15 protein-coding genes are annotated in these 20,703 nt (G+C 60.6%); 13 read left to right on the forward strand and 2 right to left on the reverse strand.

Annotated elements, in window-relative coordinates:
• Window positions 1-2: 2 nt before the first annotated feature.
• The 5 genes from BMAGN_RS02370 to BMAGN_RS02390 all read left to right on the forward strand — a co-directional run bounded on the left by BMAGN_RS02370 (window position 3) and on the right by BMAGN_RS02390 (window position 8,158).
• Entirely contained in the window at window positions 3-704 is a 702-nt protein-coding gene (locus BMAGN_RS02370; RefSeq protein ID WP_022859115.1) for a hypothetical protein, read from the forward strand.
• 52 nt (window positions 705-756) lie between these two features.
• The gene (locus tag BMAGN_RS02375; protein WP_022859116.1) at window positions 757-1,176 is read left to right on the forward strand and encodes a prealbumin-like fold domain-containing protein; all 420 of its coding nucleotides are present in this window, start codon (window positions 757-759) and stop codon (window positions 1,174-1,176) included.
• Between the two features lie 53 nt (window positions 1,177-1,229).
• Window positions 1,230-2,456, forward strand: a complete 1,227-nt coding sequence (locus tag BMAGN_RS02380; protein ID WP_022859117.1) for an MFS transporter — start codon at window positions 1,230-1,232, stop codon at window positions 2,454-2,456.
• Window positions 2,457-2,590: 134 nt separating this feature from the next.
• On the forward strand, window positions 2,591-3,619 hold the full coding sequence (locus tag BMAGN_RS02385; RefSeq protein ID WP_022859118.1) for a GRP family sugar transporter: 1,029 nt from the start codon (window positions 2,591-2,593) through the stop codon (window positions 3,617-3,619).
• Between the two features lie 69 nt (window positions 3,620-3,688).
• Window positions 3,689-8,158, forward strand: a complete 4,470-nt coding sequence (locus BMAGN_RS02390; protein ID WP_022859119.1) for a DEAD/DEAH box helicase — start codon at window positions 3,689-3,691, stop codon at window positions 8,156-8,158.
• A gap of 13 nt (window positions 8,159-8,171) precedes the next feature.
• Here the strand turns inward: BMAGN_RS02390 and BMAGN_RS02395 are convergent, their stop codons facing one another.
• Window positions 8,172-10,868: a DNA gyrase/topoisomerase IV subunit A gene (locus BMAGN_RS02395; RefSeq protein ID WP_022859120.1), complete on the reverse strand. Its 2,697-nt coding sequence runs from the start codon at window positions 10,866-10,868 to the stop codon at window positions 8,172-8,174.
• A gap of 90 nt (window positions 10,869-10,958) precedes the next feature.
• Between BMAGN_RS02395 and BMAGN_RS02400 the strand changes: the two genes are divergently transcribed.
• On the forward strand, window positions 10,959-12,239 hold the full coding sequence (locus BMAGN_RS02400) for an alkaline phosphatase family protein (RefSeq protein ID WP_026501846.1): 1,281 nt from the start codon (window positions 10,959-10,961) through the stop codon (window positions 12,237-12,239).
• Window positions 12,240-12,241: 2 nt separating this feature from the next.
• On the opposite strand, the gene sepH is transcribed toward BMAGN_RS02400, so the two are convergent.
• Window positions 12,242-13,438 carry a septation protein SepH gene (gene sepH, locus BMAGN_RS07825; RefSeq protein ID WP_022859122.1) on the reverse strand — a complete coding sequence of 399 codons (1,197 nt, stop codon included), beginning with the start codon at window positions 13,436-13,438 and terminating at the stop codon, window positions 12,242-12,244.
• Between the two features lie 166 nt (window positions 13,439-13,604).
• Here sepH and BMAGN_RS02410 point away from each other — a divergent pair, with 166 nt between their 5' ends.
• The 7 genes from BMAGN_RS02410 (at window position 13,605) to BMAGN_RS02440 (ending at window position 20,703) form a co-directional block, all read left to right on the forward strand.
• Window positions 13,605-13,901: a DUF4193 domain-containing protein gene (locus tag BMAGN_RS02410; protein ID WP_022859123.1), complete on the forward strand. Its 297-nt coding sequence runs from the start codon at window positions 13,605-13,607 to the stop codon at window positions 13,899-13,901.
• The gene (gene dut / locus BMAGN_RS02415; protein WP_022859124.1) at window positions 13,901-14,374 is read left to right on the forward strand and encodes a dUTP diphosphatase; all 474 of its coding nucleotides are present in this window, start codon (window positions 13,901-13,903) and stop codon (window positions 14,372-14,374) included. Before BMAGN_RS02410 ends, dut begins: the two co-directional genes overlap by 1 nt.
• 52 nt (window positions 14,375-14,426) lie before the next feature.
• On the forward strand, window positions 14,427-16,763 hold the full coding sequence (locus BMAGN_RS02420; RefSeq protein ID WP_022859125.1) for a RelA/SpoT family protein: 2,337 nt from the start codon (window positions 14,427-14,429) through the stop codon (window positions 16,761-16,763).
• Between the two features lie 69 nt (window positions 16,764-16,832).
• A complete protein-coding gene (locus BMAGN_RS02425; protein WP_022859126.1) occupies window positions 16,833-17,651 on the forward strand; it encodes a Cof-type HAD-IIB family hydrolase in 819 nt (272 codons plus the stop codon).
• A 54-nt stretch (window positions 17,652-17,705) separates the two neighbouring features.
• Window positions 17,706-18,245 (forward strand): peptidylprolyl isomerase, encoded by a 540-nt coding sequence (locus tag BMAGN_RS02430; RefSeq protein ID WP_022859127.1) that lies wholly within the window; start codon window positions 17,706-17,708, stop codon window positions 18,243-18,245.
• 170 nt (window positions 18,246-18,415) lie between these two features.
• Window positions 18,416-19,423 (forward strand): MetQ/NlpA family ABC transporter substrate-binding protein, encoded by a 1,008-nt coding sequence (locus BMAGN_RS02435; RefSeq protein WP_022859128.1) that lies wholly within the window; start codon window positions 18,416-18,418, stop codon window positions 19,421-19,423.
• A gap of 2 nt (window positions 19,424-19,425) precedes the next feature.
• On the forward strand, window positions 19,426-20,703 hold the full coding sequence (locus BMAGN_RS02440; RefSeq protein WP_081640815.1) for a methionine ABC transporter ATP-binding protein: 1,278 nt from the start codon (window positions 19,426-19,428) through the stop codon (window positions 20,701-20,703).

A 20,703-nucleotide genomic window follows, 5' to 3' on the forward strand; every position in this document is an offset into this window, starting at 1 on the left:
CCGTGGCGTCCAACAGTGAGGTGGGAACCGTAAGTGCTGCTTCGGTCGGATTTGATGTCAATGATGACCGCATTTTTGAGATTCCCGGTGTGGCTGTAAAGGAACAGGGCAACAGATCCTATCATTTGTTCCAATATTTGGTTGACAAACAATATCCGTTCGCCATCACGAATGGCGACCGTTCGCAGATTATGGTGTACTCGCCCGACCGGCAGATCTCCACCCTCAAGGACGCGTTTGATTGGAAGGTCAAAGCGGTCAGCACTACTACCGATGGTTTGAACTCCAACGGCATCAGGCTCTACTCAAAATCGGCCAAGAATGAATCTGGCGGCATCCAAGGGTCGGTACCCAAAGATGCTCCCACAAACCTTATCCATCAAGGAGGAAACTCGGGCGACAATCCTCTATTGTGGCGAACCCAGGGATGCACGGCCAAGAGGTGCAGCGGGGAGATCGATGGCGATAATCGTCCTGCAGGCAGCCTTGTCATGAACGATGACAAGGATGCCGACGGGTATATTCGAATGTGGCGCAACAACGGATTCATCGCTTTGCTGACCGCAGAGGACGGCACCCCGTATTTTGGTCTGGTGAGTCAAGACAGCGTGTATGAAAACCCCGAAGTGGAAAAAGCACTCATCTGCATATCTACTACTTTGACGACTCCGACGCCGCGACAAAACCCGTCAAAGCGGCGATAACCCCACCCAGGAAAACGTCAGGCGCGAAGACAAGATCAACGACACCACGCTTGTGCTCGGCCTTACCGACGGCACTTACTATGTGGAGGAAATCGCGTCTCCCGAAGGCTACGGGCGGCTTGCCCATCCCATTGGCATCACGATTTCCGGAGGCGCCATGGCATTGCTTGGCGAAGACGCGGCCAACAAGGCTTGTGATCCTGTGACAGCCAACTGCAACGAGCCATGGGCATATACGCTGCTCGATGCACACAAGGACAAGGTGAAAGGTACCAAATACTACACGTTGCAGGTGGCCAATGAAGCGATGTTCGTGTTGCCCGCGACAGGAGCGGGGTCACGGACTCCATGGCTGGTGTTGGCGGCCGTAGGCATGCTGACATTGGCGCTTGTCATGGCGATTGCGGTGGGTCGCGATGGCGGGCGTAACGCGTCTGCCCGCACGCGGAACTATCGCGCGTGTCCCATGTGAAATTATGTAGCATATTGTGCAATTGCACAGCAATATGAGAAGAGAGCGAACGCATGGCTGCACTGCTGCTCGCCGTCATCTATTTGTCGTTCATTTCCTTGGGTTTGCCCGACTCGCTGCTGGGCGCGGCGTGGCCGACGATGATCACCACGCTCAATGCGCCGCTTTCCTGGGCGGGCGGCATTTCCATGACGATTAGCGCGGGCACGATCATTTCCGCGCTTGTCAGCGACCGCATGACGTTGCGGTTTGGCGCGGGCAAAGTCACGGCCTGTTTCGTGGGCGTCACGGCGCTTGCGTTAATCGGTTTCTCGTTCGCCCCGAACTACTGGGTGCTGATCCTGCTCGCCATTCCTTACGGGCTGGGCGCCGGATGCGTGGACGCGGCCATCAACAACTATGTGGCCGTGCACTATTCGAGTCGCCATATGAGCTGGTTGCACGGTATGTGGGGTTTGGGAGCGCTGATCGGCCCGTACATTATGAGTTACGCCATCGGCCGCCAGCAGGGGTGGCAGTGGGGCTACCGCTATATCGGCTTCCTGCAGATCGCACTGACCGTGATCATTGCATTGAGCATCCCGTTGTGGGTCTCGCGCAAGGCCGCCGCCAGCAAGGCGGAGGAGGATGCGCCCGTTTCCGTGGACGACGGCGGCGTGATCGAGCCCGTGGAGGAGAAGCGCAAACCGTTGGGGCTGCTCGGCGTTTTGCGCCTTGCGGGAGCCAAGCAGATTCTCGTGATGTTCCTGTGCTATTGCGCCGTGGAACAGACGTGCATTTTGTGGGTGAGTAGCTATATGGTGCATGCGAACCATATAGACGCGGTGCAGGCCACGCAGTTTGCGGCGCTGTTCTTCATCGGCATTACTGCCGGACGGTTCTTAAGCGGCGTGCTCACCATGAAATTCTCCGATCCCATGATGATCCGCCTTGGCCAGCTTCTGTTAGGCATTGGCATTGTGCTGCTCTTTATTCCGACTTCCTCCGTATGGCCCACGCTGGTGGCGTTCGTAATTCTTGGTTTCGGGTGCGCGCCGATCTATCCGTGCGTCATCCATTCCACACCTGGGTATTTTGGGGCCGACAAATCGCAGGCCATTGTGGGCGTGCAAATGGCGTTCGCTTATATTGGCGCGATGCTCATGCCGGCGTTGTTCGGCCTGCTTGCGCAATATTGGTCGATTCGTCTGCTGCCGTGGTATGTGCTGTTCTTTACGACGCTTATGGTGGTGATGCATGAGAGTTTGCGCAAACGGCTCGGCAATCGCGTCCCCGCGTGATATGCGCAAGAGGATGTGTCAAGTGGCGTAATTTTTTGTTCGGGTCGGTGTGTGCGAGTAAGTGTGGTGGGAATTCCGCCGACGCCCCTCATGGCATGCGCGTCGCGGCCGGCATGCTCGGAAGGGACTGACGCATGGGCATCGTACTCGCACTGCTTTCCGCACTGTTCACGGGTTCGACGAGTGTTATTGCGACCAAACTCAAAGGTACGCCGACCCAGCAATCGTTGGGTGTGACGTTGGGCGCGTTCATTTTTGGCGTGCTCACGTGCGCATGTTTCGTATTGCCGCGTACCGGTGGTTCGTTCGCTTTCGATTCGCATATTTGGATTGTGGGATTGTGTTCGGGACTGTTCTGGTCCGTGGGACAGGTGGGCCAATATTCCGCGTTGCGTCCGTTGGGCGTGTCCGTGGCGTTGCCGATTTCGACGGCGGGACAAGTGGTGGGCAACGCGCTGCTTGGCGCGATTGTGCTCGGCGAATGGACGAGCGTGCGCGTGTGGATTATCGGTGTGGTCGCCATTATTTTGATTAGTGCGGGCGCGATCTGCACTTCCGTGCAGCCCAAACGCGCGACCACGCAAATGGTGGTTGAGGGCGCCGGCGACGGCGTGCAAGCGGGAGAAATGGTGAATTCCATGCAGTACCGGCGCATTTCCCATGACCAATTCCGGCGGGGCCTGATCTATATCGGCATTTCCACGCTCGGCTACATGCTGTTTTTCATTTTCCCGAACTTCATGCACAAGATCGGCTATATTTCGGACGCGCTGTTCAACGCGCCCTCCGGCAACGGCCTGTACTATATGACGGCCATCGTGCTGCCGCAGTCGATAGGCCAGGTGGCCGGCGTGCTTATTATCATGACGCTTTTGCGCAACGCCAAGAGTGGCAAATTCTTCGCTCCGGCGACATTCCGCAACATTATTACGGGCCTTATGTGGGCGGCCGGCAACGTGTGCGTGTTCATCGCCTGCGCATCTCCAAGCGCCGGGCAGGCTGTGGCCACAACCTTGTCGCAGTTGGGCGTGATCGTGGCGACTTTTGGCGGCATTGTGGTGTTGCATGAGCGGAAGACGGCGCGCCAGATGCGCTTTATTGTTCTCGGATGCGTGCTGCTGGCAGTAGGCGCGGTACTGATGGGGCTGTATACGACAAAGTAGCCGGGGAATGGCATGGATGGCGCGCGACGGTACTAGCCGATTCCACAGTCCCCATGTAAAATCGAACATATGATCGAATGCATGGAGGGTTTTGCGCCACAAACGCGTCAATGGTTCAAGCAGACCTTTGGCGAGCCGACGGATGCCCAACGGCAGGCGTGGCCAGCCATCCGTTCGGGCGTCAATACGCTTGTCATTGCGCCTACAGGATCAGGCAAGACGCTTGCGGCGTTTTTGGAAGCGCTCGATTCGATCATGCGCGAGCGGGCTGGGCATAACCGTAGCCGCCGCAACGGGGTGCGCGTACTCTATATTTCTCCGCTCAAAGCCTTGGGCGCGGATGTGGCCAAAAATCTCGACGTTCCGTTGCGCGGCATCAGCGAACAGTATGAGGCGCAAGGGCTTGCGGCTCCCGAAGTGCGTGTGGCCATGCGTAGCGGAGACACCGACGCCAAAACACGCGCCGCCATTGCACGCCACGCGCCCGATATCCTTGTTACCACACCCGAGTCGCTGTATCTGATGCTCACTTCGAAAGCGCGTGAAACATTGCGCCACGTCGAAACAGTGATCCTCGACGAAATCCACGCATTGGCCGGCACCAAACGAGGCTCGCATCTGGCGTTAAGCCTAGAACGGCTGGACGCGCTATGTGAAACGCCGGCGCAACGCATCGGATTGTCCGCCACCGTGCACCCTGTGGAAGAAGTTGCCGCATTTCTGGGCGGTTCGCGGCCCGTACACATCGTCAACGCGTCGGCGCCGCCGCACGTGGATTTGCGCGTGGTCGACGTTTCCGAACGTGTCTCCAAACCGGCGCGGATGCAGGAGCCAGTAGAGGACGCCTCCCAGTCGACACAAATCACATTCTCCATTTGGCCGCAAGTGCAACGTAGCGTACTGGACGCTATTCTCGAACACCGTACGACACTCGTATTTGTCAACTCGCGTGGTGTGGCGGAACGCTTGACCGCACAAGTCAACGACCTGTATGCCGAACGTGTCAAAGCGCTGGAAGGCGACGTTATCCAAACCGCATGGGGCCAACACGGGGACGGCCCACAGGAACCGCGCCACCGCAGGGGGTCGTACGGATCCACATCGATGCTCGTGTCCGCTCCCGATCCGGACGCCACAATCGCCATGGCGCACCACGGTTCCGTGTCAAAAGACCGGCGCAAACAGATCGAGGACGATTTGAAACGCGGCAAGCTGCGCTGCGTAATCGCGACGAGCAGCCTTGAGCTTGGCATCGATATGGGGTCGGTGGATCTTGTCATCCAGATCGCACCCCCATTGTCGATCAGTTCGGGATTGCAGCGCGTAGGCCGCGCCGACCATACGGTGGGCGGCATGTCTCACGCCCTGCTCTATCCGCTGACGCGCCAGGAGATCGTGGCCACGGGAACGGCCGTAGAACACATGCGCATGGGGGCGCTGGAACCGACCGCCATGGTGTGCAACGCGCTTGACGTGTTGGCCCAGCAGACGGTAGCGGCCGCAAGCATGGAACCCGTATCCGTGGACGCATGGTATGCGCTGATCCGCAAAGCGGCGCCGTATGCGGCATTGGGGCGCGAGGCGTTCGACTCCGTAATCAACCTGCTGACGGGCGCCTACAACAGCGAGGAATTTTCAGCATTCCGTCCGCCGCTCATGTTCGCCGAAGACAGCGGCATGATCAGCGCGCGCCCGGGAGCGCAACGCTTGGCCGTCACGAGCGGAGGCACCATACCGGACCGCGGCATGTATACGGTCGTCTTGCCTGAATCGCAAGCCGGCAGCGGACCCAAACGCGTCGGGGAACTCGACGAAGAAATGGTGTATGAAACGCGCGTCGGGGACATCATCACGCTCGGCACGAGCACATGGCAGGTCCAGAAGATCACGAACGACCGCGTCATGGTAGTCCCCGCCCCGGGGCGCAGCGCGCGCCTGCCGTTCTGGCACGGCGACCAGGCGGGCCGGTCCTACACGTTCGGGCTGGCCCAAGCCCAGTGGATGCACGACATGAACGCGGGCTTCGTGCCGGCCGTGGACAACGACATATGCAACCGTCCGACGTTCACCGAGCCTGTTCGCGACCGACTTGCGCAAGACGGGTTCGACGACAACGCCATTGCCGACTTGGCGATGTTTTTGGCCGACCAGCGTGCGTCCACCGGCGTTGTCCCAGACGCCACACGCATGGTGGTGGAGCACACGCGCAGCGAGGAAGGCGACTGGACCGTTCTCATCCACTCGCAACTCGGCCGGCGCGTCCACGAGCCGTGGGCGCTTGCGATCAATGCAAAACTGCAGCAGCGCTACGGATTTTCCGGACAGATTTTCGCGGCGGACGACGGCATTGTGATCCGGCTTCCGGACGGCGACGGCACAATCGATGTGGCGGGTGCAATGCGTTTCGACTGCGAGGACCTCACGCGCATCGTGACCGAGCAGGTGGGTGGCAGCGTGCTGTTCGCGAGTAGGTTCCGTGAAGTGGCGGCGCGTTCGCTATTCATGCCGCGCATGAATCCGGGCAAGCGCGTGCCGCTCTGGCAGCAGCGTTTGCGCGCCAGCCAGTTGCTGGCAGCGGCGCGTCCGATCAAGGACTTCCCGCTGATTTTGGAAACGACGCGCGAATGTTTGCAGGACGTATATGATCTGCCCGCGCTTAAGGAAGTGATGGGGCGCATTGGAGCCGGCCAAATCCTTATTGATGAAGTGACCACCGATTATCCCTCGCCAATGGCCGAACATCTGATGTTCGGTTTTGTGGGATCCGTGATGTATGAAGGGGACGCGCCGCTCGCGGAACGCAACACGCAGTTGCTTTCCATGGATCCGGCCATGTTGGAGCAGCTGCTTGGAGAAGCCGATTATGCGAGTGTGCTCGACGCCGAATCCATTGATGACACGGTGCACGCCTTGGCCGAACGGTCGTTCTGGAACGAGCTTGACGAGCAAGACGTGACGGGACGCGTCAACCGTTACGCGAAAACGCATGGGCCATTTACGGCGGCGCAAATGATTGCCGATCTTGGTGTGGACGCCGAAACGGGTGTGCGCGTATTGGATGCGCTTAAGGAACGCGGCGAAGTGTTGCAGGGGCGGTTTGACGCGCGCATGGCCGCCCATATTGAGCAATGGGTGCACGCCACCGTGCTGCGCATGATCCGTTCGCGTTCGTTGCGCCGCGCACGCGCGGCGATCCGGCCCGTTACGGGCGCCGACTACCAGCGTTTCCTGTTGGACTTGCAGGGCGTAGGCGCTGAGGGAGCTCAACGGTATGAGGGGCCCGACGGCGTGCTGCGCGTGCTGGAACAGTGCGAAGGCGTGGAATTGCCGTTAAGCGTGTGGGAATCATGCATATTGCCCGCTCGCGTGCGCGATTACTCGCATTCCATGCTTGACGCCATAGTGGCGCAAGGTGCGGTGACATGGGTGATGGGCGAGCGCGGCGTGCGCTGGTATCCAGCCGATTCCGTACAAATGGCGGGTAATGGAACACAAACCAAGCCGGATGATCCGCACGATCCGCTGTGCCGCGCCATACTTGCCGTGTTGGAACAGGGCGGCGCCTATGACGCTTCGCAGCTGACCACACTCGCCAACGAGCAATGGGCGCAGTACGGCGAACCATTGGTGGACGATCTTACGGGCGAACTCGTAACACCTACGTGGACGACCCAGCAATTTGAGCGGGCGTTATGGCAGTTGGTGGCTCAAGGCACGGTGACCAACAGCGCTTTGGAAGCCTTGCGGGCCCATGAAGCGGGCGAGTCGATGGGGACTTTGCACGCGCATGCCGTGCATGGCGTGGCGCGTTCCCTGCGATCTGTCCGCTCGATGCGCCATAGAATGCGGCCGCGCATGGCGCAGCCCAAAACTTTGGCCGGATTGTGGCGGTTGGTGACCGCAGATCAAGAACTGGTGTTCTCATTGACGCCCGAGCAGCATCTCATCGATCTTGTGGAAATATTGCTTGACCGTTATGGCCTGGTCGCGCCGCCATTGGTTGACATGGCGGGGATTGCCGGAGGATTTTCCGCGTTGTATCCGGTGCTGACACGCATGGAGGAGCATGGAAGTCTGGTACGCGGCATGTTCGTGGAAGGATTCGGCGCGGCACAGTTCGCGGCGCGCGAGACGGTGGACGCGTTGCGCATGGCGGGTTCCACTACCGCGGTCCGCGCCGTAACGCTGGGCGCCACCGATCCGGCCATGCTGTATGGGGCCGCCATCGCATGGCCGGCGCTGCCAGAGGACGCGGGCAAGCCTGTACGCAAAGAAGGAACATTGACGGTATTGCGTGACGGCAGGCCGATCCTGTGCACGGCCGGACGTTCCAAGCGGCTTATAGCGTTCGAATCGGCCGGCACGTTGCTTGAAGACGCTTGCGAAGCCCTGGCCCGTCACCTTCTGCGCGAACACGGTCCCTCAGTGTCGTTCGACACCTGCAATGGTGAGCCGATCCGCGTGGGACAACCGGTATTCCATGCCTTGCGCGCCGCGGGATTCACGTTTACGCCCCAAGGCATGACCTTATACCGGTAACCAATGGCGGATGTCAGTCGACCATGGCGATAGGGGCGTCGAGCGGCGTGCCCGAACCGTCACGGCGCATATCCACGGCCGGTAGCGGCACAGCGTGGCCCGACTGCGTAACGGCATGCAGCGGATACAAGCCCACATGGGCGCGGATCAGCGTGTTCTGGCCCTTCAAGAAGCGTTGCGAGCGCACGCCGCCTGTCGCGCGTCCCTTGGTGGGGTAGAGCGCATACGGCGTGATCTTGGCCGAACCGTTGTCCGTGCCATCCAGTGCGTTCGCATCGCCAGCGACTGTCAGTACAACGGCGCCACTGGCTGTGCTCGTTACGGTTTCGTTGCCGTCTTCGTCGGTTTCCGTCTGCGCCTCATGCCATGCGATGTCGTCTTGCTGGACGATGGCGCACGTGAGCACACGGGCTCCCTCGGCCAAGCGCATGCCGGCCATGCCGCCCGAATTGCGGCCCTGCGGGCGCACGTTGCGCGCGTCGAACGTGAGCAACGAGGCGTCGGAAGCAACCATCACAAAGCGGTCGGCGTCGGCGGCGTCGGCGGCCATAATGACTTCGTCGCCGTCCTTGAGCGCCATAACCATCCACGAGTCCATCGTGGTGGGCGCTTCGCGGTTCCAGCGCTTGACCACGCCGTTGCGCGTGCCGATCGCCATGGGGGAGAGCGGTTCGTCCCCTTCTTCCACGGGAGTCATGGCTACGGCGGCCACCACATGTTCGCCTTCGATGGGATCCGTACTCTGCGTGGCCGTGATCAGCTCGTCCGCAGGCACGCCGCCTGCGAGAGAAATGGCGCCGTCGGCCAGTTTGAGCGCGGGCAGTTCCACCGTATGCGCCAATACCATGCGGCCCTGCGAAGTGACGAGCGCATAGTCGGCGCGTGTGGTGGTGCGGATCAACGACGTGATCACGCTGTCGGACAGCTCCCCGTCGCCGGGCCAGTAGTCGCCCTTGCGGTACGCGTCATACGCCTGTGCGGGCAGACGTCCGATCAGTCCCGTGGCGCTCATGGCCACCACGCACGGTTCGTCGTCGATCTGCAGCGCCTGCGTCACATCGCCGTCGGCGCTTTTGCGTGCGGCGGCCACATCCGCGGCCGTGCTCGAAAGCATCGTCGCGTTGCGGGCCGCGGCCAGCGCTGTGGACGGCATCGTGTCGCCCTGGATTTGCACGGGGCGCAGCGTGCCCGATTCGTCGGCGGCGAGGATCACGGTGCGGCGCGGCGTGCCATAGGCGGCCACAGCCTCGTCCATCTCGTTGATCACCACTTCGTCAAGCGTATCCTGGGATGAAAGAATGCGTTCAAGCTCTTCAAGCTTGGCGTGCAAGTCGTCGCGCTCGGCTTCCAGTTCGATGCGGCTCATCTTCGTCAGGCGCCGCAGGCGCAAATCGAGAATGTACTGCGACTGGATGTCGTCGAGTCCGAACGTGTCCATAAGGCCGGCCTTGGCAGCCTCGGCGTTTTCGGAGGAGCGGATCACGGCGATGACCTGGTCGATGTCGACCATGGCCAGCAGCATGCCTTCCACCAGATGCAGGCGGTCGAGCGCCTTGCGCTTGCGGAATTCGCTACGGCGGCGAATCACGGTACGGCGGTGTCCGATCCATACGTCGAGCATTTCACGCAGGCCCATCGTGTGGGGGCGTCCGTCGACCAACGCCACATTGTTGATCGTGAAATTCTCCTGCAACGGCGTGTGCTTGAGCAGTTGCACGAGTACGGCGTTCGGATCGTATCCCGTTTTGACTTCGATGACGATGCGCGTGCCGTTATGGCGGTCCGTCAGGTCGATGGCGCTCGTAATGCCTTCAAGCTTATGGTTCTTGACTCCGTCCGAAATGCGTTCCAGCACGCGTTCCGGTCCTACCATGTACGGCAGTTCGGTGACGACAATCGCCTTCTTGCGGGCCGTCACGTTCTCGATATGCGTGCGGGCGCGCGTGGTGACGGCGCCGCGGCCATGATCGTACGCGTCACGGATGCCGTCGGTACCGATAATCGTGCCGCCGCCCGGCCAGTCCGGTCCCGGCACGTACTTCATAAGATCGTCCAATGTCGCGTCGGGATGGCGCATCACATATTTTGCGGCCGCCACAACTTCGCCCACATTGTGCGTGGCCATGTTTGTGGCCATGCCCACGGCGATGCCTGCGGCACCGTTGACCAGCAGGTTCGGCAACGCGGCCGGCAGCACCGTCGGCTCCTGCAACTTGTTGTCGTAATTCGGCGTGAAATCGACAGTATCCTCGTCAATGTCGGCGTTCATGCCGAGGGCCGCCGCGTCCAGGCGCGCCTCCGTATAACGCGAAGCTGCGGGACCGTCGTCCAGCGAACCGAAATTGCCGTGGCCGTCCACCAGCGGCAGACGCATGGCGAAAGGCTGGGCCAAACGCACCATGGCCTCATAAATGGCCGAATCGCCATGCGGATGCAGCTTGCCCATCACTTCGCCCACCACACGGGCCGACTTCATGTACGCGCGTGTGGGCAACAGGTTCATTTGGCCCATCTGGTACACAATGCGCCGCTGCACGGGCTTCATGCCATCGCGCGCATCGGGCAAAGCGCGCGCATAGATAACGGAATATGCATACTCGAGGAACGATTTGCTCATTTCCTCATTCAGTGGCGTTTCCACAATATGTTCGTGAACTGTGCGGGGATCAAAGTCCGATTTTGTCTTTGTCTTTGTACGACGCGATGCCATGCACCCACTCCTCAAGCGATAACCAACCTTTCCATAATAGCAACGCCCGCAATGTATCGCGCGTGTTTGTGTTCACGCCTGAGTGGTTGAATGGGACGCATGATTGAACTGCCGAGCATGCATGAGCTTCTGTCCTTCGTACCCACCGCGACATATGGGGATAGCGCCGCGCCGACCGTGTTGCCGGGCCAAGCCGTGCCCGAAGGACTGCCATGCGCCACCACGCAGGCGCGAGGAGGAGCCTTGCACCTGTCCAGCGTGCTGCCGGCCGTAAGCTCCGCATTGGGAACACCCGTAGCCACGGCCATACACCAGAAGCCCCAAGCATTGCAGGAAGCGCTCGGCATTCCCGACGCGCGCAGCGCCGTGGTGGTGCTTGTGGACGGCCTGGGCTACTGGAACCTGCAGGAATTCACGGGACATGCGCCCTACCTGCGCTCGCTCTTGAAAAACAGCGTCAACCAGCGCCCTATCAGCACATGCTCACCCAGTACCACGGTGGCCGCGATGGGAACCTTCGGCACAGGAACCTGCCCGGGACTGACGGGCATGACGGGATACACGCAATACAATCCCGAACAGGACTCCATAGCCCAGCTCATCCAGTTCAAAAACGCGCTCGATCCGCTGGACCTGCAGCGCCAGCCCACCATTTTCGAACAGCTCGCTGAGCAAGACGTGCGCGCCACAAGCGTGGGGCTCTACAAATTCGCGCATTCGCCCATGACCAAGGCTGCATTGCGCGGCAGCAACTATATCAGCGACGAACGGCCCAACCAGCGCGTGAAAAAAGCGGCACTCGCCGCCAAGGAACCCGGATTGACCTACCTGTACTTGCGCGATGTGGACAAGAACGGCCACGCGTCGGGATGGGGCAGTGAACCGTGGGTGGAAGCGCTCGAAAAGGCCGACGCCCAGCTGGGACTGTTGCGTCGCAGCGTTCCCCAAGGCACATTGATCGTCATCGTCGCCGACCATGGCATGGTGGCCGCGGAAGGCGGCATGCGTATCGATATCGCCAAGGAGCCGCAATTGGCGCAAGGCGTGCGACTGGTGGGCGGCGAACCGCGATGCGTCTCGCTGTACGCGCAGCCGGGTGAAGATGCGCAAGACATTGCACAGCGCTGGCGTGACCGGCTGGGGGACAAGGCGTGGATCCGTACGTGCCAGGAACTTGTGGATTCGGGATTTTACGGACCCGTCGATCCGCGCATCATGCCCGTCATTGGGGATGTCGTGGCGTGTGCCGCGGGCAATGTCACCTTGGTGGACAGCCGAACGCAAACGGAGATGGCCATGTCGCTGCCCGGCGTGCACGGTTCCCAGACAATGTTGGAAATGGACATCCCCTGTCTGATCGACGTAGCGTGAATTTACTTGCCGAACAGGATTTCGTCCCAGCTCGGCATGGGGTTGCGGTTCGAGCGGCGTGACGTCTTCGAAGCGGAATCCGTGTGAGTGGCGTGCACCATGGGAGTCTCTTCGGTTGCGGTGAGGTCCGCGGTGGGGCTGGCCATCGGCTGTACAGGCTGGGAAGACTGCGTCGACTGCACGCGTTTGGGCTGATAGGGCTCGACGGTTTGGCTCAGCGCCGGCTTGTCCGCAAGCGGCGACGGTTCTGCCGCGGCCGGCTCTTCTTCCGGCGGCTGCGTTTGCGCTTCCTGCTCCGGTTCCGGGTTGACCGTGGTTTCCGGCGCGGCGACGGGCTCACTTGGTTCGGCGGATGCTGCCGGCTGGGACACTTCGTCAGCTTCGGCCGTCTCTTCCGGCACAGACTCGGATACGGCGACTTCCATCGACGTCATCGCGACATGTTCTTGGGAGACCGTGGTCGTCACGGTACCGGGCTCGCCATACGGTGCGGCTGACGGATGAGTGTACTGCTGCTGGGGCGGCAACGGGGAAGTAGCGGGAGCCGCGACCATTTCGGCCATTGATTCAGGCAACGACAGGTAGCTGGAGGCCTGGTCGGCGCCGTTGTCGGGAGTCTCGCACAACAGGCGGCATGCGGGATCGTTTTCGCACACTACGGCGTTGTCGTTCATATTCCATGCCCAGCATGCGATCACTACGCGATTCTGGTAGCGGAACGTGGCCGTAATGCGCCAAGGCTCGTGGCCGCGGCGCGTCGCGCTCCACTGGACGCTGTCGGGACGCACCTGCAATGCGGTAAGGGAACGCTCCATCAATTCGGAAAGCGTATGCGCTCCGCTCTCCTTGGGCGCCTTGACACGCAGGAACTGTTGCACGGCGAAGTTCTTTTCCGTCTGGACGGACGCGGAAAAACGGTGGACCTGTTCCACACTCACACCGAAACGTTTGGCGACGCGCTCAGGGTCGGCGCCCGCGCGGATCAGCGACTGGATCTGCGGAATGGGCAGCGACGGCTGATGGATGGGGGCGTGGCCGTTGTCCGTCTGGTTCGACAAAATGCGATTCGCAGTAGCCACGGCCTTGTTCAGCGTCTCATCCACTTCCACGAGGAATTCGCGGCCTCCCGCGGTAAACACCAGCTGGCCGGACGGCGTGACACCGTTAAACTGAGCTACTGATTCAGGTTCTCCACTCATGCATGCTCCGTTTTTCTTGGTAAGTATAGAGCCATATTACACGCGCACTGACGTGTCGAACTTTACGTATGTTATAAATCGTGTATCCTATGCGGGGTAAACGTCTCCATATAGGGGCGTTTTGTGGTATTACAGTGCACATACTTTATTAACGAAAGGGATTACCATGGCACAGGATTATGATTCCCCTCGCAATACCAACGATGAGGATGAGGAGTCGCTGCAGGCCTTGAGCAAGAGCTCCCACAGCACCGCCACGGACATGGACGATGACGAGAACGCCATCGCCGAGGATTACGAGCTGCCGGGCGCCGACCTGAGCAATGAAGACGCGTCGGTGACCGTAGTGCCCATGCAGGGTGACGAGTTCATTTGCGCCGAATGCTTCCTGGTCAAGCACCGCAGCCAGCTCGCCTACATGAACGAGGATGGCCAGCCGGTGTGTCAGGAGTGTGCTGCTTAATGGCGTTTGACGAGGCGTATTGCGAACCGGAGCAAATTGAAGTACTTGTCCAATCCGTGGACGGTTCGTCTCAACAGACGTTGCAGTATATGCATGCGGGAGACGCGGGCGCCGATCTGGTCACCACATGCGACGTGACATTGCGTCCGTTCGAACGCGCGCTGGTTCCCACGGGAGTGGCGATCGCGTTGCCGGCGGGATATGTGGGGTTTGTCCATCCGCGCTCGGGGTTGGCCGTCAAGCGCGGGGTGACTGTGCTCAATGCGCCGGGCACGATTGACGCGGGATACAGGGGAGAAATCAAAGTCCCGCTTATCAATCTGGATCCGGAACACACTGTCGTGTTCCATGCGGGCGAGCGTATTGCGCAGCTTGTGATCCAGCGGTATGTCGAGGCGGTGTTCATACCGGCCGACACGCTTCCCGGATCCGACCGGTCCACGAGGGGATTCGGCTCAACGGGAGTGAAGTAGGCGAGGGGCTTACAATACGGGTAACGCGGATCCGCGGCAGGAAGGTTGAGGAATGAGTGAAGGCGAAGAGGTGAAGCAGGGCGCCAACATGCTCGGCTGCGAGATCAGTACGGACGTGTTCGATCCGTTGCTTCCCATTCTCAACATGTGCCGCGCGCACCATCCGGACATGGATATGGAGATCCTGCACCGGGCCTATGACCGCGCGGTGCGCCAGCACGCTTCCCAGCGCCGCAAGTCCGGCGAGCCGTACATTATCCATCCGTTGGCCGTGGCGCAGATCCTCGCCGACCTGGGCATGGGACCCATTGTGGTGGCGGCGGGTCTGCTCCACGACACCGTGGAGGACACCGACTATACGCTTGAGGAATGCAGGGCCGAGTTTGGCGACACGGTCACGGGCCTCGTGGACGGCGTGACGAAGCTGTCCAAGATGGAATATGGCGATGCGGCTCCCGCTGAAACGATCCGCAAAATGGTGGTGGCGATGAGCCGCGACGTGCGTGTGCTTGTCGTCAAGCTGGCCGACCGTCTGCACAACGCGCGCACATGGCGCTATGTCAAACCCGCGAGCGCCCAGCGCAAGGCGCGCGAAACGCTGGACGTGTACGCGCCGCTGGCCAACCGCCTGGGCATGAACGCCATCAAAACCGAGCTCGAAGAGTTGAGCTTCAAGGTTCTGCATCCCAAGATCTACAACGAGATTGTGGTGTTGGTGTCGCGCAAGGCCGGCAAGCGCAAGGTCTATTTGCGCCAGATCCTCAACGAGATCGGCGAGGATCTGCGCGACCAGCAGATCGAGGCCACCGTCACGGGACGTCCGAAAGACTATTTCTCGATCTACCAGAAGATGATCGTGCGCGGGCACGATTTTTCCGATATCTACGATCTGGTGGGCGTGCGCATCATTGTGGATTCGATTCAGGACTGTTACGCGGCGCTTGGCGTGGTACATGCGCGGTGGAGTCCCGTGCCGGGCAGGTTCAAGGACTATATCGCCATGCCCAAGCTCAACATGTACCAGAGCTTGCACACCACGGTGGTGGGCCCGGGCGGCAAGCTCGTGGAAATCCAGATCCGCACGTGGGACATGCACCGTCGTGCGGAGTTCGGCATTGCCGCGCATTGGAAGTACAAGGCCAACGGCCAGGCCGGCCGTCAGCTGAGCGCGCCCGACAAGGACGATCGCAAGCGTGGCGACAAAGAGGCGCCTAGCATTACCGATACGCTCAAGTGGATCCAGCAGCTCGCCGACTGGACAAGCGAGACGCCGGATTCCAATGAGTTTCTGGGTTCCCTCAAGGAGGATCTGGGTTCGGCTGAAGTCTACGTGTTTACGCCCAAGGGCCAGATCGTCTCGCTGCCGGCGGACGCCACGCCCGTGGACTTCGCCTATTCCGTCCATACGGAAGTGGGCCACCGCACCATGGGCGCGCGCGTCAACGGCCGCTTGGTGCCGCTCGACACGAAGCTGGAAAACGGCGACACCGTGGAAATCCTCACAAGCAAGTCCGAGTCCGCCGGCCCGTCGCGCGACTGGATGAGCTTTGTCAAAAGCCAAAAAGCGCGCAATAAGATCCGCCAATGGTTCAGCAAGGAACGCCGTTCCGAGGCCATTGACGAAGGCCGTGACGAACTGACGCGCGCCATGCGCAAGCGCAACTTGCCTGTGGCCACGCTGCTTACGTCCGAGAGCATGGCCGGTGTGGCCGACGACATCGGCTATCCGAACGTGGATACGTTGCTCGCCGCCATTGGCGAGGGCCAGGTTTCCACGCAAAACGTCATCACGCATTTGATTGACGACGCGGGCACCGAGGAAGTCGTGTCCGAAGCGGAACAGGAGATGCTGCCTTTGCGCGTCAACCAGCGCAGCAGCTCTTCCGATTCGGGCGTGGCCGTGCAAGGCATGTCGGACGTGTGGATCAAGATCGCGCACTGCTGCATGCCCGTTCCCGGCGATTCCATTCTGGGCTTCGTGACGAAGACGGAGGGCGTGTCCGTCCACCGCATCGACTGCGTGAACATGATCAATCTCAAGCGCGAGCAGCCCGAGCGCGTGGTCCCCGTGGAGTGGACGGGCGCCAAGGGCATGTTCATGGTCAAGATCCAGGTGGAGGCGCTGGACCGCCCGCATCTGCTTAGCGACGTGACAAAGGTGCTTTCCGACCATGGCGTCAACATTCTGTCAGGATCCATTTCCACGGGCTCCGACCGCGTGGCCACGAGCCGCTTCAGCTTCGAGATGGCCGATCCGCAGCATTTGAATTCGCTGCTTACGGCCGTGCGCCGCATCGACGGCGTATTCGACGTGTACCGCTTGACGGGCGCCAAGGGCGAGGACGAGCCGCGCATGCGTTCGATTCGCAAGCAACACCATAAGAAGTGACAGCTATGGCGAACCGCGCGTAATGTGGTAGGCAAGACCCGGCTTGGGACAAAGAATGAAGGGGAGCACATGGCACAAGACATTCGCGCGGCATTTTTCGACATCGACGGCACGCTGACAAGTTTCACCACGCATACGGTGCCCCAATCCACGATTGACGCGTTGCACGAGCTCAAGCGCCGCGGCGTGAAATTGTTCATTTGCACGGGACGCGCGCCATCGTTCATATCCGTGGTGCTCGACACCTTGCCTATAGAGTTCGACGGCATTGTGGGCGTCAACGGCCAGTACATCACGAACGCCGACGGTGAAGTGGTGGCGACGCAGCCGCTCGACGAGCAGGATTTGCAAGCCATAGTGCGTTGGCTCGACGAGCATCCCGACGTGGTGGCCAGCTTCTGCGAAGAAGATTTCGTGTATTTCAACCATTCAAGCGAACAGCTTGAAGCCTCGTTCGCCTCCCTGGGCAAAACCGCTCCCGAGCGTTTCTTCGGGGATCCGCATACGCGTTCGCGTGAGCACACGGTCTATCAGATCAGCCCGTATATCACCGAAGAACAGGAGCGGGACCTGTTGGCCCAATGCGCCCATGTGGAAGCCGTGCGCTGGGCGCCGGGCTTCGCCGACCTTATCTACGCCAATGGTGGCAAAGGCTACGGCCTGCGCCGCATGATGAGCGAGCACGGTTGGGACGCCTCCCAAGCCATCGCGTTCGGCGACGGCGGCAACGACATCGCCATGCTCGAGGCGGCAGGCATTGGCGTGGCCGTGGGCAACGCCGTACAGGACGTGCAAAGCCATGCCAATTTCGTCACGCGCAGTGTGGACGACCACGGCATCGCATACGCGTTGGAACATTTCGGCTTGATCGGCGCGCAGGCAAAATAAGCCGAAGGTGCAGCAGAGCGGCGCTACGTGCGCCATATGTTACGCTGGAGTTCCATGAGCACAATTATTATGCACACCTCTGAAGGTGACATCACCATCAACCTGTTCGACGACAAGGCTCCGAACACGGTGGAGAACTTCCTCGGCCTCGCCTCCGGCAAGAAGGAATGGACGGACCCGTTCACGGGCCAGAAGTCCCATGAAGCGTTCTACAACGGCCTGACGTTCCACCGCATCATCAAGGACTTCATGATCCAGGGCGGCTGCCCGATGGGCAACGGCATGGGCGGCCCGGGCTACGATTTTGACGACGAAATCGACCCGTCGCTGACCTTCGACCGTCCGTACCTGCTGGCCATGGCCAACGCGGGCCTGCGCCCGGGCATGGACGGCAAGATGCACGGCACGAACGGCTCCCAGTTCTTCATCACCACCGTTCCCACGCCGTGGCTCAACGGCCACCACACGATCTTCGGCGAAGTCGCCGATGAAGCTTCCAAGAAGGTTGTGGACAAGCTTGAGGCCGTGCCGACCGACGCCGGTGACCGTCCGCTGGAACCGGTGATGATCGAAGCCGTCGAAATCGTGGACTGATCCGTCCATATTTCGTCACATACGTCAAACAAGCGGGACCGCAGTACGCTGCGGCCCCGTTTTTTCATGCACGACACCACGAGTTCACATAGTGGTTGCCTGGCGCCGGTATGTTGGTATGCGGCATACGCTACTTTTCAACAGCACGCTTACATGTAGAGGGAAACCGCATGCGCTCATTCAGTTCGACACCCGTTCCTGATATTCCGGGATACGATCCCGACCATCCCGTGCGCGTGAACCATACGCCGCGCAATATTGTCATCGCCGTGCTCGTCGTGGCGTTTGTCCTGGCGGCCACGCTGCTGGGCTACCATGCGATGACGAAAACGGACGAGGCTCCCAAAGGTTCGGAAAACAATCCCGTAGTCATCGGCGTGGTGGGCGCCACCAATCCCGAATGGGTCGAATTCACCAAGCAGGCCAAGGCACAGGGCGTGTACGTGCAAATCAAGGATTTCCAGGATTACACGTCGGAAAATCCCGCGCTTTCCACGGGCAGTCTCGATATGAACGAGTTCCAGCACCTGCTGTATCTGGCCAACTACAACGTGAGCAACCGCGACAATCTGCAGCCGCTTGGCGGCACGGCCATCTATCCGCTGGGACTGTATTCGGCCCGCAACGACCAGGGCAAGCCGATCTACGAGAGCCTGTCGCAAATTCCGGCCGGATCGACCGTGGCGATTCCCAATGACGAAACGAACCAGGCGCGCGCGATCGGCGTGCTGCGCGCGGCGGGGCTCGTGACGCTTAAGGGCGATTGGACGGCCTTCACGATTCCGCAAGACATCGACACGGCCAATTCGAAAGTGAAAGTGGTGCCGATGAAAGCCGAACAGATCGCCAACACGCTGACCTCCGATCCGACTGTCGCGGCGGGTGTGATTAACAACGATTACGTGGCGGACGCCGGCATCGACCCGACCACCGCGATCTACCACGACGATGCGGACAGCGAGGAGTCGCACCCGTATATCAATATTTTCGCGGTCCGTGCGGCCGATATTGACAATGAAACGTACCGCAAGTGCGTGGAGATTTTCCAGACGAAACCCGTGCTCGACAAATTGCAGGAAAATTCGCAAGGCACCGCGGTATTCGCGGACAAATTCAGCACGAAACAGTTGCAACAATATCTGCAGGACATTGAACGGCAGATTCGTAGCGAGGAATGACAGTGACACAGAGCAACGATCCCATTATTTCCTTCGACCACGTGGTCAAAAGCTATCCGTCGGCCACGGCTCCGGGCGGCACGTTCCTCGCCGTCAACGACGTGAGCCTCGACATTCATGAAGGCGACATTTTCGGCATCATCGGCTATTCGGGAGCCGGAAAGTCGACGCTGGTGCGCATGATCAACGCGCTTGAGCGGCCCACCACGGGTTCCGTCACGGTGATGGGCACCGATTTGGCCGAGCTTTCGGGCAAGCAGCTGCGTGCGCTGCGCCAGAAAATCGGCATGATTTTCCAACAGTTCAACCTGTTCTCCACGAAAACGGTGGCCGAGAACGTGGCCTATCCGCTCCAGCTCGACCATTGGCGCAAGGACTACCAGATCCGGCGTGTGCACGACTTGCTCGAATTCGTGGGCCTGCTGGACCATGCCGACAAGTATCCGTCGCAACTGTCGGGCGGCCAGAAACAGCGCGTGGGCATCGCACGCGCCCTGGCCACGAATCCGAAAATACTGCTCGCGGACGAGGCCACAAGCGCGCTGGATCCGCAAACCACCATGGAAGTGCTGGAATTGCTGCAGCGCGTCAACCAGAAGTTCGGCGTGACCGTGGTGCTTATCACGCACCAGATGAGTGTGGTGCAGCAGATCGCGAACTGTGTGGCCGTGATGAGTTCGGGCAGCGTGGTGGAAACGGGCGACGTGTATGACGTGTTCGCCGCGCCGCGCGATCCCGTGACCAAGCGTTTCATAGCGACGGCCATGAACGGACTACCCGACGAGGCGCGTGTGGCGCAGATGCGCGAGCAGTGGCCCGGACGTCTGGTGACGGTGGTGGTGCGCCAGCACGACATTACCGACAGCGCCGGCCAGACCGTGATCAGCGCTTCGGGACAGAATATTTCCCAGCTCATCGCGCGCTACGGCGTACACAGCGAGCTACTGTACGGCGGCATCGACACGGTGCGCGGCATCGCCATCGGCGCCATCACGTACGAATTTACGGGCGAGCGCGCGCATATTGACGAATTCCTGGCCGAGCTCGCCAAAAATAGCGATGTGGTCGATTTCGGTTCCAAAGACGATCCCGTCGAGTATGCAACGGCCGTCAGCCGCGCACGTATCGCCACGCCGCTCCACGGGCGCGGCGACGAGAACGCTCCAGCCCGCGATATGCGTGGCGGCGACAATGTTCGCGGCGAGATGGCGCTCGAACAAGTCGACGACGTGGTGGACATGGTGGAAGACGAATCTACGAACGGGGGAGAGCAGCGGTGA

Source organism: Bifidobacterium magnum (genome assembly GCF_000741255.1).
Classification (GTDB): Bacteria; Actinomycetota; Actinomycetes; order Actinomycetales; family Bifidobacteriaceae; genus Bifidobacterium; species Bifidobacterium magnum.